Origin of the sequence: Rhodococcus sp. SG20037, assembly GCF_031763325.1 — a bacterium.
GTDB lineage: Bacteria > Actinomycetota > Actinomycetes > Mycobacteriales > Mycobacteriaceae > Rhodococcus_F > Rhodococcus_F qingshengii.
This window is the reverse complement of record NZ_CP134497.1, coordinates 1,347,847-1,365,978: the sequence shown is the minus strand read 5'-3', so window position 1 is coordinate 1,365,978 and position 18,132 is coordinate 1,347,847. Positions and strand designations below refer to the sequence as shown.

Annotated in this window: 19 protein-coding genes and 1 pseudogene; 13 read left to right on the top strand and 7 right to left on the bottom strand. The window is 60.5% G+C overall.

Annotated features, from left to right (window positions below; genetic code table 11):
- The first annotated feature begins 63 nt into the window (after positions 1 to 63).
- The 4 genes from RHP72_RS06320 to RHP72_RS06305 all read left to right on the top strand — a co-directional run bounded on the left by RHP72_RS06320 (position 64) and on the right by RHP72_RS06305 (position 3,634).
- Positions 64 to 1,395 (top strand): ice-binding family protein, encoded by a 1,332-nt coding sequence (locus RHP72_RS06320; protein ID WP_064689434.1) that lies wholly within the window; start codon positions 64 to 66, stop codon positions 1,393 to 1,395.
- Complete coding sequence (locus tag RHP72_RS06315) at positions 1,396 to 2,049, top strand: class F sortase (protein ID WP_003943710.1); 654 nt, start codon at positions 1,396 to 1,398, stop codon at positions 2,047 to 2,049.
- 95 nt (positions 2,050 to 2,144) lie between these two features.
- The gene (locus RHP72_RS06310; RefSeq protein ID WP_054826870.1) at positions 2,145 to 3,296 is read left to right on the top strand and encodes an alkane 1-monooxygenase; all 1,152 of its coding nucleotides are present in this window, start codon (positions 2,145 to 2,147) and stop codon (positions 3,294 to 3,296) included.
- Complete coding sequence (locus tag RHP72_RS06305; protein WP_063314901.1) at positions 3,293 to 3,634, top strand: hypothetical protein; 342 nt, start codon at positions 3,293 to 3,295, stop codon at positions 3,632 to 3,634. Before RHP72_RS06310 ends, RHP72_RS06305 begins: the two co-directional genes overlap by 4 nt.
- A 78-nt stretch (positions 3,635 to 3,712) precedes the next feature.
- Here RHP72_RS06305 and RHP72_RS06300 read toward each other — a convergent pair whose 3' ends face one another.
- The 4 genes from RHP72_RS06300 to RHP72_RS06285 form a co-directional block, all read right to left on the bottom strand.
- A complete protein-coding gene (locus tag RHP72_RS06300) occupies positions 3,713 to 4,129 on the bottom strand; it encodes a hypothetical protein (protein WP_042452357.1) in 417 nt (138 codons plus the stop codon).
- Between the two features lie 12 nt (positions 4,130 to 4,141).
- Positions 4,142 to 4,903, bottom strand: coding sequence for a pentapeptide repeat-containing protein (locus RHP72_RS06295; RefSeq protein ID WP_064443221.1), 762 nt, complete (start codon positions 4,901 to 4,903; stop codon positions 4,142 to 4,144).
- A 244-nt stretch (positions 4,904 to 5,147) separates the two neighbouring features.
- Positions 5,148 to 5,966, bottom strand: coding sequence for a M23 family metallopeptidase (locus tag RHP72_RS06290; RefSeq protein WP_257237539.1), 819 nt, complete (start codon positions 5,964 to 5,966; stop codon positions 5,148 to 5,150).
- A gap of 689 nt (positions 5,967 to 6,655) precedes the next feature.
- Complete coding sequence (locus RHP72_RS06285) at positions 6,656 to 8,371, bottom strand: 3-ketosteroid-delta-1-dehydrogenase (RefSeq protein ID WP_003943733.1); 1,716 nt, start codon at positions 8,369 to 8,371, stop codon at positions 6,656 to 6,658.
- A gap of 67 nt (positions 8,372 to 8,438) precedes the next feature.
- On the opposite strand from RHP72_RS06285, the gene RHP72_RS06280 reads away from it, so the two are divergent.
- From RHP72_RS06280 to RHP72_RS06265, 4 genes are all read left to right on the top strand, one after another.
- Positions 8,439 to 8,699: a hypothetical protein gene (locus RHP72_RS06280; protein ID WP_042452363.1), complete on the top strand. Its 261-nt coding sequence runs from the start codon at positions 8,439 to 8,441 to the stop codon at positions 8,697 to 8,699.
- Between the two features lie 159 nt (positions 8,700 to 8,858).
- Positions 8,859 to 9,407, top strand: coding sequence for a hypothetical protein (locus RHP72_RS06275; RefSeq protein ID WP_311094472.1), 549 nt, complete (start codon positions 8,859 to 8,861; stop codon positions 9,405 to 9,407).
- A gap of 470 nt (positions 9,408 to 9,877) precedes the next feature.
- Positions 9,878 to 10,300, top strand: a complete 423-nt coding sequence (locus RHP72_RS06270; RefSeq protein WP_007726468.1) for a hypothetical protein — start codon at positions 9,878 to 9,880, stop codon at positions 10,298 to 10,300.
- 97 nt (positions 10,301 to 10,397) lie between these two features.
- Positions 10,398 to 11,648 (top strand): amidohydrolase, encoded by a 1,251-nt coding sequence (locus tag RHP72_RS06265; protein WP_064114285.1) that lies wholly within the window; start codon positions 10,398 to 10,400, stop codon positions 11,646 to 11,648.
- Positions 11,649 to 11,714: 66 nt separating this feature from the next.
- Here the strand turns inward: RHP72_RS06265 and RHP72_RS06260 are convergent.
- A pseudogene (locus tag RHP72_RS06260) lies at positions 11,715 to 12,812 on the bottom strand (MFS transporter); the annotation flags it as partial.
- A gap of 127 nt (positions 12,813 to 12,939) precedes the next feature.
- Here RHP72_RS06260 and RHP72_RS06255 point away from each other — a divergent pair.
- Both RHP72_RS06255 and RHP72_RS06250 read left to right on the top strand, forming a co-directional pair.
- Positions 12,940 to 13,389, top strand: a complete 450-nt coding sequence (locus RHP72_RS06255) for a helix-turn-helix domain-containing protein (protein ID WP_007726458.1) — start codon at positions 12,940 to 12,942, stop codon at positions 13,387 to 13,389.
- 23 nt (positions 13,390 to 13,412) lie between these two features.
- On the top strand, positions 13,413 to 14,015 hold the full coding sequence (locus RHP72_RS06250; protein ID WP_397517608.1) for a hypothetical protein: 603 nt from the start codon (positions 13,413 to 13,415) through the stop codon (positions 14,013 to 14,015).
- A gap of 107 nt (positions 14,016 to 14,122) precedes the next feature.
- Here RHP72_RS06250 and RHP72_RS06245 read toward each other — a convergent pair whose 3' ends face one another.
- Positions 14,123 to 14,344 carry an RGCVC family protein gene (locus tag RHP72_RS06245; protein ID WP_075832430.1) on the bottom strand — a complete coding sequence of 74 codons (222 nt, stop codon included), beginning with the start codon at positions 14,342 to 14,344 and terminating at the stop codon, positions 14,123 to 14,125.
- Positions 14,345 to 14,582: 238 nt separating this feature from the next.
- Here RHP72_RS06245 and RHP72_RS06240 point away from each other — a divergent pair, with 238 nt between their 5' ends.
- The 3 genes from RHP72_RS06240 to RHP72_RS06230 all read left to right on the top strand — a co-directional run bounded on the left by RHP72_RS06240 (position 14,583) and on the right by RHP72_RS06230 (position 17,583).
- On the top strand, positions 14,583 to 14,927 hold the full coding sequence (locus RHP72_RS06240; protein WP_037129595.1) for a nitroreductase/quinone reductase family protein: 345 nt from the start codon (positions 14,583 to 14,585) through the stop codon (positions 14,925 to 14,927).
- Positions 14,928 to 15,161: 234 nt separating this feature from the next.
- Positions 15,162 to 15,893, top strand: a complete 732-nt coding sequence (locus RHP72_RS06235; RefSeq protein ID WP_039972719.1) for a response regulator transcription factor — start codon at positions 15,162 to 15,164, stop codon at positions 15,891 to 15,893.
- Positions 15,883 to 17,583: a GAF domain-containing protein gene (locus RHP72_RS06230; protein WP_039972680.1), complete on the top strand. Its 1,701-nt coding sequence runs from the start codon at positions 15,883 to 15,885 to the stop codon at positions 17,581 to 17,583. Before RHP72_RS06235 ends, RHP72_RS06230 begins: the two co-directional genes overlap by 11 nt.
- A gap of 3 nt (positions 17,584 to 17,586) precedes the next feature.
- Here the strand turns inward: RHP72_RS06230 and RHP72_RS06225 are convergent, their stop codons facing one another.
- Positions 17,587 to 17,967, bottom strand: coding sequence for a VOC family protein (locus tag RHP72_RS06225; protein ID WP_007726436.1), 381 nt, complete (start codon positions 17,965 to 17,967; stop codon positions 17,587 to 17,589).
- Positions 17,968 to 18,132 lie beyond the last annotated feature (165 nt).

Below are 18,132 nucleotides of genomic sequence, written 5' to 3'. Positions count from 1 at the left end.
GGACGTACGGACTCACTTTCGTCGCATGAGTCCCTTCTTCAAAGGATCGAAGATGAACAGAACATGACAGCACCCACCGCAACACGACGCTCGCGGTTCTTTCAATTCTCGGGTATTGCAACGATTTCCGTTTTCTCCGTCGGCATTCTCGTCTTGCCGGCCGGCACTGCCGGCGCGGAAGCGACTGCTGTCGGACTCGGCACCGCTGAGCCCTTTGCAGTCCTTGCCGGAGCAGGAATCACCAACACCGGACCGACAACCCTCGGCGGCGATATCGGCACGTATCCGACTCCAACCATCACCGGTGTATCGGACCTGACGATTACCGGCACCAATCATGGTGGCGACGCGGTATCGCAGGGAGCGAAACCCGACGTGTTGACTGCCTACAACACTCTTGCCGGTCAGGGACCCACACAACCGACGGGAGACGACTTGACCGGTCGGACACTGGTTTCGGGTGTCTACAACTCCGGTTCGTCGATCGCACTGTCGGGAACCGTCACCCTCGACGCGCAAGGTGACCCCGATGCAGTCTTCGTCTTCCAAGCGGGATCAACGCTGATCACATCGTCGTCCAGCACCGTTGCACTGATCAACGGAACGCAGGCGTGCAATGTTTTCTGGCAGGTTGGAAGTTCCGCCACCCTGGGCACCAACTCCGTCTTCCGAGGAAACCTGTTGGCGCTGACAGACATTACTGCCACAACCGAGGCAACCGTCGAGGGTCGACTGTTGGCGATCAATGGCGCGGTCACTCTGGATACGAACACCGTTACGATCCCGACCTGTGCGCCTCCTGTCACGACCACGACTCCGACCACTACGACGACTACAGTCCCGCCTGACACCGCGACGACTACCACCACGACTGTGGTCCCGCCGGTGGTGACTACAACCACGACGGTCGTCCCGCCGGAGGTGACTACAACCACGACGGTCGTCCCGCCGGAGGTGACTACAACCACGACTGGTACACCGGTGGAAGCGACGACCACCACACCAGGGCCGAACGGCACGACTACAACCACTGTGGACGTACCGCCGATCATCACGACCAGCCGAAACATTCCGTCCATACCCGAGATTCCCGGTCTCCCACCACTGCCGGGAATACCTCCCACCGTTCCCGGGACGGTAACCGTCCCGTCTCGGGTGCCGACGACGTCAGCTTCTCGAACGGGTACCCCGACCACTCAACCGGTAGGCCCGGAATCCCCGAATGTTCGAGCCCCTCAGGTGCAGCAGGTACCACGAGGGTCGGTCGACACCGGTGACGGAAGCACACAATCCCAACGCGACGGACAGTCCAGTGGAGGGTGGATCGCCCTGCTCGTCGGCTTCTTCAGCGTCGTGGCTATGTCGGCCCTCGTCATCCGTCGGACAAGTCGATAGATGAAAGACGAAAACTCCGTGATGGCTCCGCGAACTCGCCGAGCCATCACGGCTCTCGCCCTTACTGTTTCAGTACTCGTAACGGTGGTCGGATGCGCCGGTGGACAATCCGACAGCGGAAATTCACAACCACACTCGTCGCCTCGACAAGACACCACATCCGCGCCACGCGCCACTGACTCTGCACTGCCCGAAAGGGCGCCGGTAACTGCTGAACACCGCCCCGCGCGCCTCGAAATCCCGTCCATCGGCGTCGACACCGACATCATCGATCTCGGACTCGATACCGATGGAGCACTCGAGGTCCCACCGGATGGGAAGGACGCAGGGTGGTACACCGGCGCTCCCGCACCCGGTGAGGTCGGACCGGCAATCATCGCCGGCCACGTCGACTGGCAAGGCACCGACGGGGTCTTCTTCGATCTGCGGAATCTCGAAACAGGAGCCGACATCATCGTCACCCGCGAAGACGGAAGTCGCGCAGTGTTCACCGCTACCAGTGTCGAACACTTCCCCAAAGAGGACTTTCCCACCGACGTCGTATACGGCGACATCGACCACCCCGGACTCCGGATCATCACGTGCGGTGGATCCTTCGACGAAACCGCACGCAGTTACAACGACAACATCATCGCATTCGCCGACCTGGCCTAACCGCCTGAGACGCCGCAGCACACCACTTCGAAAGTCCGCACGAACCGTTGGAGAGCAATGACCGTATTCCACTTTCCCGTGCTCGAGAAGTTTCGATGACAGACACCGACGACATTCGAGCGAGCGCCGAAGCAGGTGTCGACGCTCCTGCATGGCGGGATCGGAAGCGTTACTGGTGGCCGTTGGGATTGCTGATCCCGCTGAGTCCCTTCCTGTCCTGGCTGCTGGTCGAATATTTGCACCTCGGCCTGTTCTGGGCGACCGGTGCCTGGATCCTGATTCTCGTCATCCCGATCGTCGACGTCGCAGTCGGCGCAGATGGCCGCAGCCCACCCGACAACGTGATCGCGGCATTGCAGGACGACCGCTACTACCGCTGGTGTACCTACCTGTTCGTGCCACTTCAATACGCTGGCCTCGTCTTCGCCGCATGGTGTTGGGCGCACGCCCCGATGGCAACCGGAGAGAAGATCGCACTGGCGATGACCGTCGGCGTCGTTGCGGGCGTCGGTATCAATGCCGCACACGAACTAGGCCACAAGAGCAGCCGCCTCGAGCGGCGGTTGGCGAAAATTGTGCTCGCTCAATCGTTCTACGGGCACTTCTACATCGAGCACAATCACGGTCACCACGTCAACGTTGCGACGCCGCGCGATCCCGCCAGTGCTCGTTTCGGGGAATCGTTCTGGATATTCCTGCCCCGCAGCGTATTCGGAGGTCTGAAATCGGGCTGGCGGATCGAATCAGCACGCCTGCGCCGGCAGGGTTCACCCGCACTGTCGCCTCGAAACAACATCTTGCAGGCATGGTCGCTGAGCGCCGCACTGTTCGGGACGTTGATCACCTTATTCGGGTGGCAGATACTGCCCTGGCTGCTCCTGCAAGCCTTGGCCGGGATCACGTTCCTCGAGGCCGCAAACTACCTCGAACACTACGGATTGCTCCGTGCGCGAAGACAAGACGGCAGCTTTGTCAAAGCCCGGCCCGAAGACAGTTGGAACAGTGATCATCTCTTGTCCAATTTGTTCCTGTACCAATTACAACGACACAGTGACCATCACGCGAATCCGCGTCTGCGCTACCAATCTCTGCGCAGCGCTCCAACCGCTCCGCAACTCCCTGCCGGATACGCGGTGATGATCGTCTGCGCTGCCGTACCACCACTGTGGCGGCGGATGATGGATCACCGTGTCCTCGGCTACTACAACGGCAACGTCGAGCTCATTCACACCAAGGCGACGATATGAATGACAATGCCCGAGACGACGACCACAGCGACGGGCACTACACGGCCACCGGGCCGACCAAACACGCCAGAGCTGCGTACCAGCCGGCGCGCACCCGGCTCAGACGAGCCGCACCGAGCCTGGACGTCGTCGCTGCCGCGGAGTACCTGTTGACCCAGCCCGACGCATACCTCTATCGCCGCCGATACCTCGACCTGATCACTCAAACCCCCGGGCCCGACGGAACATCGATCACCGACTACGCCGCAGCTGAACGCTACCTACTTGTCACCGCTACCGCGCACCGCAGAACTCACAGTGAGGTTCGTCCATCGCCGGCACCCGGCGATTTTCTGTGAAGTGGTCACCGCAGTGTTTGATGCCAGAGAGTGACAACAGCCTGACGAATGCGGGAGCGCAGCATTTGTCATTTGCCATCACAGCTTTGATTCGCGCTCGCCAATGTCATCGAGGATCAAGAACTCGATCTTCGCTCGCTCCCCGTCCGCATCGAAGTCGTTGTCGCGGTCTGAGACACGCGTGATCAGTTCCGTCAGTGCCGCATGGATCGTCGTGTACAGAAATGCACGCGGGTCGGGCACCCCCATCACGTCGTCAGTGTTCATCTGTACCTGCGCCGTAGCGGTACGCCTGCCCAGAAACACACGCGGAAGCCGGATCCCGGTCGGATCGGTCACCACGGAGATGTCGCCACCAACGACAACAAACAGATCGAAGTCGTACTGCATCGCGATGCCCCTCAGCCGGTGTCTGAGCCGAGTCAACTCCTCGATGAAGTCAAGCGGCACCGACGGTCCACCGAATACTGTCCTGAACGTGACCCCGCGAGTCATCGATCTGCCCCTTTACGAATCATCCATTTCAGGATCGAGGGCCATACCCTCTGTATCCCCCACGCCAAGTGCTCGGGCATATCGACCGGCATACCGCTCCAGTGCGACTGCTGAATCGGCCTCACCTTCCCATTGATCCGGAATCGCGGTGCCGTCACACGTTGTTCGCGACACTTGCGCCTCGGAGAACTCGACAGCGGTCCGGGTGAAGGAACACCGCACAAAACTCGTGGCCGCCGAGAATCGTGCGCCGCCGAAAGTGCACTCCACGAATGAGGTATCGGCGAACTGCGCACCAGTCAGGTCTGTGTCGTCGAATGCGCATCGTTCGAACACAGTATTGGGCACGGAGCGGAGCCCGCGTGCTTTGGCTCCAGTGAAATCGCAATCGACGACCCTCGGTCCGAGCGCCAGACGAGAGAGCGTCGCACCCCGGAAACTGCACCGTTCGAATCGGCGATTGAAACGGGGCTGTCCGGTCAGTGCCACGAAATCGAAACGGCAGTCGAATAATTCGGATTCGAAGACGGAGATCGGACCCCGAGCGAAACTCAGATCAATCCGTTCCAACGTGAGATACCGGATGTCCAATCCAGCGCTACCCGCTGTCAGGCCACGCACATCGATCAGCCCGTCATCGGTCTCCGCCCATGGGGAGACGAGAGTGTGGGGCGGCTTGACGATCCGCGACTGATCGAGCAGCTGCGCCCGTAAATTATCGACGCCCTCATCTGACCAACGTCGACGTAGGGAGGTGATCGCGGACCGGTTCACGGGCTCAATAGTATCGGCAAGATCCCCATTGATTGGCCGTGGCTGCCCGAGAAGCGAACCACCACACATCAGTACTTCGGTAGGAATCACTTCTCGGAGCGCGCAAAACAGCCGGACCGTGAAATGCACGGCCCGGCTGCAGCGCTCACGCACACGAAGTGGAACTCGGAGTCAACTGGGGTACTGAAACCGGTCGTGTACGAGCCGTTGACTCATCTCCGGATCAGTATCGAATTATCAACTCTCACAAGTTGATCACGTCGCCCACAAGGATCTGATCGGGATTGACGATCTGCGGATTCATGTCCCACACCTGCTGCCAGGTGAGACCTCGTTCTGTCGCGAGGTCGAACAATGTATCACCGGCTGCAACGACTACCTCTGAGCCGGGCGCTGGAGTCTCCGACTCCGGAATGCTTTCTACCGGTGCAGATTCGGATGTCTCAGAGTAGACAACGGGAGCAGGCGCCGGTTCCGGTGCAAATTCGGGTGCTACGTCCTGTGCCGGCGCGGGCGCGGGCGCGGGCGCGGGCGCGGGAGCAATACTCGACCCGGTATCGCACGCCCCGATCGAACTCAGGAAGGACATGGGATCGACGGCGCCTCCACTGTGAATGCGGAGATGCAGATGTGGGCCGGTGGAGCTACCGGTGTTACCCGTTGCCCCGATCTCGTCGCCTACCTCGACGTGTTGCCCCACACCGACCCATGTTTCGGAGAGGTGGCCCATCTGAATCTGCTCGCCACTGTCCGCTTCCAACTGGATGTACGTTCCATATCCACCCGGATCATTGGGTCCGGCAACAGAAATCGTGCCCGATGTGGGCGCGTGGAGCGCGGTGCCGACGTTGACAGCGAAGTCGACTCCGTCATGTCCCGCGTGGTAACCCTGCGAAAGTGATCCGCTTACCGGCCACTCCCAATTGCAACTCGCCGACCAGCCCTGCGCACCGGCGGTACCTGCATTGGCTACTGCTCCGGCCCCCACAAGGGCGCCCAGTCCCGCAGTTACGGCGATGAATCGTTTTGTGCTGGAAGGCTTGTGTTTTCTGTGCTTACTCATGTTTTCCTTGACTGATGTGCTCGGAGCAGGTGCAGGCTCTACCCGCAGACAGCACTCAATACGTGCTGAGCTACTTGGTGTATCGCACCAAGACTCCGTTGGAGTGAAATGTTCGGATCGCGCCATGGAGAGAGGTACGGTGACCGCTCTCGAACGCGAGCGCGCGCATAGACCCGCAGGTCTGCAACTCCTGGTGACAGCACAGGAGATACGGGTTCTACATCGAGGCAGTGCCTGAATCGATCGTTGATCGAGGACTACGAATGCCGGAACAAACCGAAGGCTTCTCATTCGAAGATCGACAGGGCGGGTGTCTACCCGGATGGTCGGAAAGGGGGTGGAACATGGAGATCCTTGCGTTGCGGATGAGGAATCACCTCATACGCTGTCGCTTCACGACGCTCCACACCACGGTTGAATTACCTGGGTACATACCTGTTTTTGCGCATTCGACCCGACCGGTCGATATCAGGCGCGCCTTCGGTGGATGGCATCTGGTCGAACAATCGCCAGTGCCCCATGTCACTTCTGGAGACGATACCGCGTCTTGATCACCCGGCGCGTCAGCGTTACCGAGATGGGACATACAGGCGGCATTGCTCCTACAAGCCGAACGGGAGACCAGTGCACGTTCCCGGCATCGGAAACGCGTGCTGATCTCCCGTTCGGCGATCTGTTGCCTAGTGGATCTACTGCTGAGTCGAAGCTACTTTCTCGGCTGCGTGGTGAGCGGCAATGTATCCGTAAACCAGCCCCTGGCCGATCGTTGCACCGGCGCCCGGGTAGGTGTGACCGAATGCGTTGGCCGCAGTATTGCCGATCGCATACAGGCCGTCGATCACGCTGCCGTCCTCACGAAGCACGCGTGCATGCTCGTCCGCCTGCACACCGCCGCAGGTGCCGAGGTCGCTGAGCGTCATCTTCACCGCGTAGAGGGCACTCGTGTCGAGCTTCCTCAGGTTCGGGTTCGGGGACACTGTCGGGTCGCCGTAGTACCGATCGTATGCACTTCCGCCGCGACCAAATTCCGCATCGCTACCGGCAGCAGCGGCCTCGTTGAACTTCTCGAAGGACTCGGCAAAAGCCTCCTCGGGAAGACCGACCTTGCGGGCAAGTTCGACCGGACTGCTCGCCTTGTGCGCGATGCCGGAGTCGAAGAATGCCTGCGGAAGCGGCTGACGAGGGAAGATACCGCCTGCGAACACGTAGCTGTTGCGGTACTCCTGGTCGAAAACAAACCACATCGACTCGGCCGGATCTCCGGCCTTTTCCCGTTCGAGCACGCGCTGGCCGAACGACATGTAGTCCGTCGCCTCGTTCACGAATCGACGACCGGTCTGGTCGACGATGAACGAGCCTGGCAGCGCACGCTCTGCGAGCATCACCATCGGCGGGCGGCCCTTGATGCTTGCCACCGCGGGGAACCACCACGACTGATCCATCGATCCGATACCTGCGCCGAGCTCTTGTGCTGCCTCGATCGCTTCGCCGGTGTTGCCCTCTGCGCCCAGGCTCTCGTGCTCACCGAGGCTCTCCGACTGGTACTTGTGGCGCCACTCCATGTTGTGGTCGAACCCGCCGGCTGCCAGAACGACACCACGCCGAGCGGTCACCGTCACTTCACGTCCGTCTTGCACCACAACTGCACCCGTTACGCGGCCATCTTCGGTGATGAGCCGAACCAACGACGTTTCCGTCCACACCGGGATACCGGCCTGGACCACACCTGCGAACAGGCCGGCGGCGAGCGCCTGACCGCCTGCGATGTATTCACGCTTGAGTACGTACTTGCCGTAAACGCCCTGCGCCAGGCGGCGGATGATGCGAGGGAAAGCCTTGCTCGGCTTCTTCACCATCAGGTTCATCCACTTGTAGTCCGCACCTGTCACCGGCATCGGCAGTCCGGCTTCCATCAAACCGGGCCGCAGGCGACCGCGTTCCGCGCCGAGTACCGACGCGTCGAACGGCAGGCACTCGCAGGTACGTCCGGCGGCGCTACCTCCCGGCAGTTCGGGGTGGTAATCGGAGTATTCCTTGGCCCAGAAGAACTTCATGGGCGTCGTGCGGTAAAGCATGTCGACGGTGGCCGCACCGTTGTCGACGAATGCCTCCCCACGTTGGGCAGGGGCAGTATCACCGACCACCGAACGCACGTATGTCTTCGCGCGCTCAACGGTGTCGCCCGCACCGGCTTTCGCCAAGATCGGGTTGGCAGGCATCCAGAACGCTCCACCGGACCGCGCCGTCGAACCGCCAACGTACTGCGTCTTCTCCACGATCAGCGTGGACAAGCCGAGCTCGTTCGCGGTGAGGGCGGCAGCCATGCCGGTACCGGACCCGATCACCAGTAGATCGACAACGATGTCCTTGGCTTGTGTCGCGGGGGGTGCCTGATTCTTCGCCATTGAACAAATCCCTTCACGTGGTTATCGACGTAGAACGCTAAGGCAGTCGCGGCGCAGAAGGTTCCGGATGCCCAGTCAGCGGGACATTGCGAGTGGATTGGCGAAGAACGGCTCCTGCCACGGTTCGGGCGTTGTGCCCGCCCCAGCAGAATCGCGGCTTGCCTTCTTCGATGTCTACGCTGCTCACGTGAGGACAAATCCCAGCTTCGGCATCGTCGACGAAACGCTCGGCACCCTTGCACGCGGCATGCTTCCCCGCCTACGCCACGTCTTCGAGCAGCACCAGGCTCTTCACCGTCTGGCCGTCGAAGCGATTGTCAACGTCTGACAGACGCGTGCGGTTTGCATTTCATGGACGGGTACTGGCCGGCAGTTCGCTTCAACGGCGACGATGGCGTCGTCGAGGTGACTGTCGAATCCTGACCGCGATCCTCGTCTCGGGCTGTCGGCTGATGTTCCTCGGCACTGATGAAGAATAATCATCTACATGAAATGGAACACCCCTACAGAGACCGGCTGGTTCGTCAACCTCGCCGAAGATGGTTCGGCCGTATCGATATTCGATCCGTCGGGGAACGTTCAAGGCGAACTGATTCCCGCATCCGACGACGGATCTGAGAGCGTTGCCGGCGGGCGGAAGAGGAAATCGTCAACAGCCGAGCAGGATCGATCCAGGCTCGCATTCCGTAAAGGCCGACCTGCATCACTTCGATTGTCCGACGGAACGATCGGGACCCTGATCGACCAGAAGCCCAAGGCCATGCGCCGCAAGAACAAGCTGTGCGAAGTCGATATCGCGGGCAGAACATACCTCTTCGTTCATTCATCGGGCCGAAAGGCAACAGCCCGGCGTGACGGAATCGCATTGGCACACATGGAACGTGGCCGATGGTCCGGTAGAAGTACCGTCTCCAGAAGAACCCTCACAGCAACGGACACCCTTGACGAATGTGTCCTGACACTGTTTCAGAAGGTAGTCACACCTGGACGTACCGGCGCCTTCGATCAGGTACTGACCGACCTCAGCAACATATGACGTACGCCATATTCGGTAGATCTCAACCGCACTCGAGATAATGACTTTCAACTCTCAGGTCCACGGACATGCCTTGGACACAATGAGTTTCACATCTCGGAGCGGAAGGCTGAAACCAGATCATGGTCAATGTCGACGCTTTGAACACGCTCGCCCAGCGATTGTCGCCAGGTGCGATGATCACAGATCCAGATCTACTCCAGTCCTATCGGCAGGACTGGAGTTTCGATCCCACAGCCGGAACACCGGTTGCCGTAGTACGTGCTTCGACGACGGCAGAGGCGGTTCGACGGACGGCATCTGAGGCCGCCACATGTAGCGAATAGCGACGAGTACCTGAATTCTCCTGTGCAACCGGATATGGTGAGGCTGTCGTCTTCAATGCGGCGATGCAAGAAGGGAAGCTACGACCAAAACGTTACGTCGGGGAAGACAAGCAAATCACCTGGACATGGCTGGAGGCCTCCGTGATGAATCTCGTTCGCCGACTGAGCGTCTGCACATCCGTCGTGATCGCTTCTACTCTGACGTCGGTAGCGCTCGCATCCGCCGCGGTGACCATTCCATTCCAGGTCAACCCTGCGCCGTACGGCAACCCGAACGGCAGCTTCGACGCGCCGGCCGTCCGCTGCGTAGCTGTCGTCGGTGAACAACCCGGCACGGTGACGATCACCGGAGGCAAGGAAGGCCGGTGGGGATGCCTGCTCTCGTCCGAAGTGCGCTGGCTGAACCTTTCGACCGGGGCCTCCGGCTCGGCTCGGCTCTCGGACGGCCTCAACGGAGTCCCAGCAGAGGCGATCGTGCAGACCGGGACCGGTCAAGTCGCTGTTGCCGTGCTGTCCGTGGCCGGATCCATCATCACCCCAGGTGTCACATCGTTCTACGTGCCGTAGCACCAGACTCCGCATCACCGGCACCGTTGGACCTAAGGTCCTGTTTACCGACCCGTCATCCCGGTTAGCCTGAAAAGACGCTACCGAGAGGACACTCATGACCTCGTCAGTGCACGAAACGATCGCCGTGGATCTGGATTTGATCGACCTGTACAAGGACCTCCACAGCCATCCGGAACTGGGGTTTCACGAGCAACGAACATCCAGTCTGGTGGAAAGACATTTAACAGCACTTGGATTCGACACCACCACCGATGTCGGGACTACCGGAGTCGTCGGAGTCCTGAAGAACGGAGTGGGCCCCACAGCGCTGCTGCGTGCGGATATGGACGCCCTCCCGGTTCGGGAAGAAACCGGATTGGACTACGCCAGTACCGTGACAACGACCGACGATCAGGGAAAGACCGTCTCGGTCAGCCACGCGTGCGGCCATGACCTGCATACGACCTGCTTACTCGGTGCGGCCCGGATCCTCTCTCAGGATACGACGACCTGGTCTGGCACTCTTGTCCTCGTCTTCCAACCGGCTGAGGAACTTGGCGCGGGTGCGCAAGCCATGGTCGACGACGGACTGTTCGAGCGATTCCCGAGGCCCGACATCGTTCTCGGACAACATGTATCGCCGCTACCGGCAGGCACGATCGCCGGGCACGCCGGCCCCTCGTATGCGGGATCGGACTCACTTCGTGTGAGACTGGTCGGAAAGGGCGCCCACGGATCTATGCCGGAGAACTCGGTCGATCCCGTGGTCATGGCAGCCGAAACCGTGTTGCGTTTGCAAACTGTCATCTCACGCGAGGTCCCGAGTACTGCCACAGCTGTCCTCACCGTCGGCTCCATCCATGCTGGAGATGCCGCCAACGTCATTCCCGGCGAAGCAGAACTGCAACTCAACATCCGCAGCTACGACGCAGGTGTGCGTCAGCGCATCCTGGACAGCGTCGACCGCATCGTCCGGGGCGAAGCGGCCACCGCCGGTGCACCCACCTCACCGACCATCACCGAGACGGAGCACTTTCCGATCGTCGTCAATGATCCGGCAGCGCTGGACAAGACACTCGATGCGTTTGCCGAATGGTTGGGGACGAACAAGATTCTCGATCCCGGAGCGGGAGCAGGTAGTGAAGATGTCGGCATTCTCGCGACCAGTGCCGGTGCGCCACTGTCGTACTGGCTGTTGGGCGGTACCGACCCTTCACTGTTCACGACAGGTGACATGACTGATCCGGCTTTGCGAACCGTGCCGTCGAACCACTCTCCGCACTACGCTCCCGTGATCGAGCCGACCCTGACCATCGGTGTGAACGCCTTGGTCGTCGCGGCCAGGACGTGGCTCCCAACTCCCTAGAGTGTTGCGGGTCCGCAATCGATCGATCGTCCATGCGATCAAGGCTGCAAACGCGTAGGCGCCGCCGAGAATACTTGCAGCGCCCCACCCTGCCGCGTCGAAAACCATAGTGGTGGAAACCGCCCCAGCCGCGCTGCCCAACGAATAGAACACCATGTAACTACCGATGATCTGCCCCGACGATTCCGGTGTGTTCGCGACGATCAGATTCTGGCTCGTGACATGAACAGCCTGTACGGCGAAGTCCAACGCAACAACACCGACTACGAGTAACACCAGCGAGTGCGTCGCCTGCGCGTTGAATACCCACGACAGCAAGAGAACGACCAAAGACGCCCCGGTGACGCGTTGCGCTTTGCCTTGATCGGCCCACCGACCGGCACCGAACGCGCCCAATGCTCCAACCAATCCTGCGATTCCGAAGAGCCCGATCTGTGTGGTAGACAACCGCCATGGTTCCTCACTCAACGGCAGGGCCATTCCGCTCCACAAAGCACCAAAGGACGCGAAAAGGAACAAGGCGATCAGGGCCCGGGTGCGAAACAGTCGGTTCGTAAGCGTCAACGTCACGACAGACCCCATTGCACGCACGTACGAACGCCTATCGTGTTGCAAACGAGGATCTTTCGGCAGCATCGTCAGCGCGACGGCCGCGACCAGTACCGAAATGAAAGTGGATCCCGCGTAGACCGCCCGCCAGCCTGCCAGATCCGCAACTGCGCCGGCGACAGTCCGAGCGAGGATGATGCCGACGACAACGCCGCTGGTGATGACACCGATGTTTGCGCCCCGCTCGTCCGGGTCACTGATTGCCGCAGCATAGGCAACTATGACTTGAACAACTACCGAGAACGTGCCTGCGACCGCCATCCCGATCAACAGCTGCAGATTCGTGGTGGCCAGAGCAACAAGCATCGTTCCCGTTGCAGCAGCGACGATCTGGATTGCGATCAATTTCTTTCGATTCACGAGATCGCTCAATGGCACCAACACGATCAACCCCACCACATAACCGAGTTGGGCGAGTGCGACTACGAAACCGAGGCCGGCCGGAGGAATGGAAAGATCCGAGCCTATTTGCCCGAGGAGCGGCTGTGCGTAGTAGATGTTGGCTACCGAGACCCCGCAGAGCACTGCGAGCAACAGGCGAAGTCCGCGAGACATTTTCAACTTGCCCCGCGAGTTCTCGACAGCATGACGTACAGGCACTTCCACCTCAACTTGGTTGCGTTTTGATACCATTTGGAGGTTACGTCAATACAGTTTCAAAACGCAACCAATGAGGAACTCGATGCCGGATCGCGCACAATGGACAGACCCGCACTGCCCGACGGCCCGAGCGGCCGACATCATCGGCGACAGATGGTCGCTGCTGATCGTGCGTGACGCCTTCGACGGGTCATCGAGATTCAGTCAGTTTCAACGAAACCTGGGCATCGCAAAGAACATTCTCACGGACAGGCTCAAAGTCCTTGTCGAGCAGGGAATCTTCGAAGTCCAACCGAACGCGCAAGGTACCCGCAACGAGTACATCCTGACCGAACGCGGTATGGATCTGTTCATCGTGATCATTAGCCTGCGACAGTGGGGAGAGCGCCACGCCTTCGATGACGGTGAGCCACACTCGATCTTGATCGACGACACCACGGGCGATCCGGTTCCCAGGCTTCGACTGATCAACACACGGAATATCGACCTGGACCCTACAAGTACACATGTGGAGAAGGTCGAGGAAGGTTGACCCGCAACTCGCCAGATTGACAGATGGGCGCACATGATTCGAAGTACGCGCATACTCCGACCATGACTGTCGATCTCGAGTTCTCCTGGCCGCAGTTTCTCTGGATTGCATTCATCTTCGTCGGCGTGCCCGCAACTATCGGCGCGAGCATCATCTGGACAATCTGGCGTTCGGAACGAACTGGCCTGGAGCACTCCACGACCGCCCTCGGCGGCGGGCACACGGGATCGGGCTCACTCGGACTGTGGAGCACCGGCCTGTTGGCCTTTGCACTGGGCTTTCTGTCTTGCGTGGGCTGGCTCAGCTGGTCAGCCGACTACAAAGGCGGATTCCGCGGCCCCGGCCTGCCTGCTCCGACACAGTTCCCCACCTGGCAGGTCGTCGCCTGTGGACTGACAGTGATTCTGGCGTGTTTCGGTTCCGCACATTGCTCGCGATGGATGAAGGCCGGCGGTATGACGGCCGCTGCCGGCACTGCTGCAGGATTCACCACAGCATTCAGCATCGACGCCAGTGCCGATGTCACCGGACAGGCAGGCATGGGCGTCGCACTGTCCACAATCGGATGGGGCCTCACCCTTACCGCACTGATGCTTCTGCGCAGCAAGTGGTCGCAACGAGGGTGAATCTGTCACTCAGTGCGGTTCACCCGCGGCGCGTTCAGTGGCGCGGGCAGTGTCGTCGAGGTGACAGTCGAATCTTGGCGTACGAATTGACGTGATGCCCAGGCGGATCAGTATCGCGAGTAGTGCTGAATTTCCTCACGATCGGCAGCGCAGATGCACTTTCGATCGAGACCGCGGTCGGCAGTCACTGCGCAGAAGCGAACCCCGAGCGGATCGTGGGATTCCATACTGTGCTGACACGCCGGGCAGATCGACGGTGTTTTCTGATCCTCGTCAGTCGACTCGGATTGCCCTCGTGCATTCGACACATCGGACGGGTTCGACGCCATACCGGCGCTCCAGTTCTCGGCCGTTCGACCACAGACCGGGTTGGCGTCGAGGACGACATGGCTTGACCGCGCATATTCGAATGACCCTCGACGTACCCCACGCTACTCGCTTCGGCACACCGGTTTGTACCAATTTCTGCCCACGCGACAATCCCGGTCGAGCAGGATAGAACTACTGCACGCACCATTTCCGTGCAGGATTCGAATTCGTGCAGCATTCGTCGTGAAAGGGCTTCTCGTGAACACTTTCCAACGTGTATCCGCCGCCGTGAACGTAGTGGTCCAACCACTGATCGGCGCTCCGATCGTAGGCAAACTACTGGGCCGTTCCATGACCGTCATCACCTACGTCGGACGCAAGTCCGGTCGCACCTTCAGCGCGCCCGTGTCCTACAAACGAAAAGGCGACCATGTGACGATCGGCGTTGCCATGCCGGACAAGAAGAGTTGGTGGCGCAATTTCTACCCGGAACAAGGTCCGATCGTTCTCCAACTGGACGGTATCGATCGCCCCGGCGAGGCACTCGCACACCGAAAAGGCAAGGGTGTCTACGTCTCCGTCGAACTCGCTCCCGTCGACTGAGCGGATCGAACAGCCACCGGTGCAATCACATTCAGCTCACACCCACCGCCTCACGAGATCTGGGTGATTCAGATCTCGTGACGGTCGGGACCTTTGACTCTGTGCAATCGAGACTCGGTCTCGCACCCTTCGACGCGGGTTTTTTGTCGACCATCGGTCGGACAACCCGATCCTGTCGGGACATTACCGTCCGGTAACATCGACGGCAGGCGTGAGCTGGAAGAGGTGACCACCGTGACGATCGGCATCTATCTGGTCGACGACCACGAGATCGTCCGTCGTGGATTGGCAGACCTGTTGAATCAGGTATCGGGATTCAACGTTGTTGGCGAGGCGTCGTGTGTTCGCGAAGCCTCGGCCGGAATACCCGAATGCCGACCCGACGTGGTTGTCATGGACGTCAGACTTCCCGACGGTAACGGTGTGGAACTGTGCCGAGAACTGGCGTCGACCTACCCGAGCGCCGCCACTTTGATGCTCACGTCGTACTCCGACGACGACGCACTGCTCGACGCCCTGATCGCCGGCGCACGAGGATTCGTCCTCAAGAACATCCGCGGCCACGACCTGGTGTCGGCGATCCGCACGGTTGCTACCGGCAAGTCGCTGTTGAACACCCAGGCGGTGATCGGTTTGGTCCGGCGCATCCGGTCCGAACAGGAGTCGGGTACTGCGGCAGCCCTGTTGACCGATCAGGAGCTCTTGATCTTCGAGTTGATCGGCAAGGGACTGAGCAATCGAGAGATCAGCTCGCACGCAGAACTCTCGGAGAAAACAGTCAAGAACTACGTCTCACGCATCCTCGAGAAACTGGGTCTCGAACGTCGAACGCAGGCCGCAGTTCTGGCGACAAAGCTTCGTGCGGGCACTTCGCACCCGGATCCTTCCGGCCAGGCGACCACTCACCTGCTGACGCCGTCCGGCTCGCCCTTCTCCGCCACCACGGGCACGCACCATGCCAGGTAGCCGCGACGCGCTCATGCTCAGCCTTTTCGGCGACATCGCCGGAAGCGCGGAGCTGACTGCTCTCAACCCGACTGCAATTCCCAAACTGCTCAGTGCCGTGTTGACCGTCGGGTCCACACTCCAGCTCGACGAAACCCTGCAACAGATAGTCGACGTCGCGCGACATCTCCTCGAAGCGGACTACGGCGCGCTCGGCGTGAAATCCCCCGACGGACGCTTGTCCCGATTCATCCACTCCGGTATGACTCAGGGGCAGGTTGCCAAGATCGGGCATCTTCCCGAAGGTCACGGCCTGCTGGGCCTGGTCGTTCGAGAACCGTGCCCGGTTCGAACCGACCGAATCTCCTCGCATCCGTCCTCGGCAGGGTTTCCGACCAATCATCCGCCGATGGACACGTTTCTCGGTGTTCCGATCTTCGTCAGGGGCGAGGTGTTCGGCAGCATCTACCTCGCGGACAGCTCGGAACGGACTGCATTCGACGACCGCGACGAGGCTGTACTCCAGATTCTGGCAAATGCTGCGAGCATCGCCATCGACAATGCGCGTCTGTTCGAGGAATCCCGGACGCGAGAAGCCTGGCTCAAGGCCGTCGCCGCCGTCAATGCACGTCTGCTCAGCGGCGGATCCCGCGACGAGACGCTATCGGAACTGGTTCGGACGACGCGGCACCTCACGGATGGAAATCTTGTGTGCGTCGTTCGCTACGACCTCGGCAGAGAGCCGGTAGTCCACGTCGCCGATGCTGCTGATTCCCAGCCTGTCCCCGCGACCGGATCAGCCGTCGATCTGTCCGGGACCGTGATCGACGACGCTGCGCGGAGCCGGCGGCCGATCTCTGCACCACATGGCAGTTCCGTTCCGGCACTAAATGTTTCCGGCGACGAATCAGTGGTCGCACTCCCCCTCTCCGGGACCTCGTTCGGCGGCGGTGTTCTCTTCGCGTCACGCCGCAGCAACCGCCCGTGGGGAGTGGACGAGATCGAGCAACTGACGGCGATGGCAGACATCGCTTCTGTCACTGTCGAATTCGCAGAACAGCAACGGAAAGAAAGACTGGTCGACGTCCTCGAAGATCGCGACCGAATCGCGCGGGATCTCCATGACCACGTCATCCAACAGCTGTTCGCCACTGGGTTGAGTTTGCAGGGGGTGCTGCAACGTCCAGGCGACGAGGACACCGTTCGAACCGTATTGGACACCTCTGTCGATCAACTCGATCGAACAGTCCGTGAAATCCGCACCGCAGTCTTCGACCTCCATACGAGCGAGATGTCTACTCCCACAAGCCTGCGGCGGCGACTACTCGATGCCGTCAACGGTCTGTCCGGCCACTCGTCGATCACTCCCAGCGTCACTTTCGAGGGAACCATCGACAGTTCCGTCCCGTCTCGACTTGCCCCGCATGCCGAAGCCGTTGTGCGCGAGGGCTTGAGCAACGCTCTGCGGCATGCACATGCCGATGCCATCGACGTCACCATCCGGGCCACCGAGGAGCTTGTCATCAGCATCGTCGACGACGGTGTGGGAATCGACCAGGCAACCAGAATCCACGGTCTCGACAACCTGGCGACCCGCGCTCGTCAGTGCGGAGGCTCGAGCAACATCACCAGCGAGAACGGTGTCACCGAACTGGTGTGGCGTGTTCCACTGAGCCCCAGGCGAAGTCCGTTGCCGATCCAGCATCGTTGAGCGTCAGAGCGGATCCAGTTGGGCCTTGAGCAGGCAGAACTCGTTACCTTCCGGATCGGCCAGGACATGCCATTGTTCGTGCCCTGTCTGGCCGATGTCGGCCGGCCGCGCACCAAGACTCAACAGGCGTTCCAGTTCGGCCTCCTGATCGCGATCGGTGGCGTTGACGTCGATATGCAGGCGGGGCTTACCCTTCTCCGGTTCGTCTCTGCGACTGAGGATGATCGTCGGCTGCGGACCGCCGAACCCTTCGCGTGGGCCGATCTCCAACGAACCGTCGTCCATTCGATCGAGCACGACGAAGTCCAGAACCTCGCACCAGAACCGGCCCAGCACCTCGGGTTCCCGGCAACCGAGCACCAGTTCACTGATACGACATGCCATGACCATCTCGCTTTCTTTCCGCTCGTGAAGACAACTCTCTCGACCGTACCGGACCACGTGATCTACGCCATGCCTCTGTTCCGATCCTAGGGACCTTTTCCCCTCGTCCGAGTTCCCGGTCGCCACGATCATTGCGTTATGTTCCACAGTCCCAGGCATTCTCGG

Coding starts and splice junctions, on each gene's coding strand:
- RHP72_RS06320 (WP_064689434.1), top strand. CDS start 64: ATGACAGCACCCACCGCAACACGACGCTCGCGGTTCTTTCAATTCTCG.
- RHP72_RS06315 (WP_003943710.1), top strand. CDS start 1,396: ATGAAAGACGAAAACTCCGTGATGGCTCCGCGAACTCGCCGAGCCATC.
- RHP72_RS06310 (WP_054826870.1), top strand. CDS start 2,145: ATGACAGACACCGACGACATTCGAGCGAGCGCCGAAGCAGGTGTCGAC.
- RHP72_RS06305 (WP_063314901.1), top strand. CDS start 3,293: ATGAATGACAATGCCCGAGACGACGACCACAGCGACGGGCACTACACG.
- RHP72_RS06300 (WP_042452357.1), bottom strand. CDS start 4,129: ATGACTCGCGGGGTCACGTTCAGGACAGTATTCGGTGGACCGTCGGTG.
- RHP72_RS06290 (WP_257237539.1), bottom strand. CDS start 5,966: ATGAGTAAGCACAGAAAACACAAGCCTTCCAGCACAAAACGATTCATC.
- RHP72_RS06285 (WP_003943733.1), bottom strand. CDS start 8,371: ATGGCGAAGAATCAGGCACCCCCCGCGACACAAGCCAAGGACATCGTT.
- RHP72_RS06280 (WP_042452363.1), top strand. CDS start 8,439: ATGCCCAGTCAGCGGGACATTGCGAGTGGATTGGCGAAGAACGGCTCC.
- RHP72_RS06275 (WP_311094472.1), top strand. CDS start 8,859: ATGAAATGGAACACCCCTACAGAGACCGGCTGGTTCGTCAACCTCGCC.
- RHP72_RS06270 (WP_007726468.1), top strand. CDS start 9,878: ATGAATCTCGTTCGCCGACTGAGCGTCTGCACATCCGTCGTGATCGCT.
- RHP72_RS06265 (WP_064114285.1), top strand. CDS start 10,398: ATGACCTCGTCAGTGCACGAAACGATCGCCGTGGATCTGGATTTGATC.
- RHP72_RS06255 (WP_007726458.1), top strand. CDS start 12,940: ATGCCGGATCGCGCACAATGGACAGACCCGCACTGCCCGACGGCCCGA.
- RHP72_RS06250 (WP_397517608.1), top strand. CDS start 13,413: ATGGGCGCACATGATTCGAAGTACGCGCATACTCCGACCATGACTGTC.
- RHP72_RS06245 (WP_075832430.1), bottom strand. CDS start 14,344: ATGGCGTCGAACCCGTCCGATGTGTCGAATGCACGAGGGCAATCCGAG.
- RHP72_RS06230 (WP_039972680.1), top strand. CDS start 15,883: ATGCCAGGTAGCCGCGACGCGCTCATGCTCAGCCTTTTCGGCGACATC.
- RHP72_RS06225 (WP_007726436.1), bottom strand. CDS start 17,967: ATGGCATGTCGTATCAGTGAACTGGTGCTCGGTTGCCGGGAACCCGAG.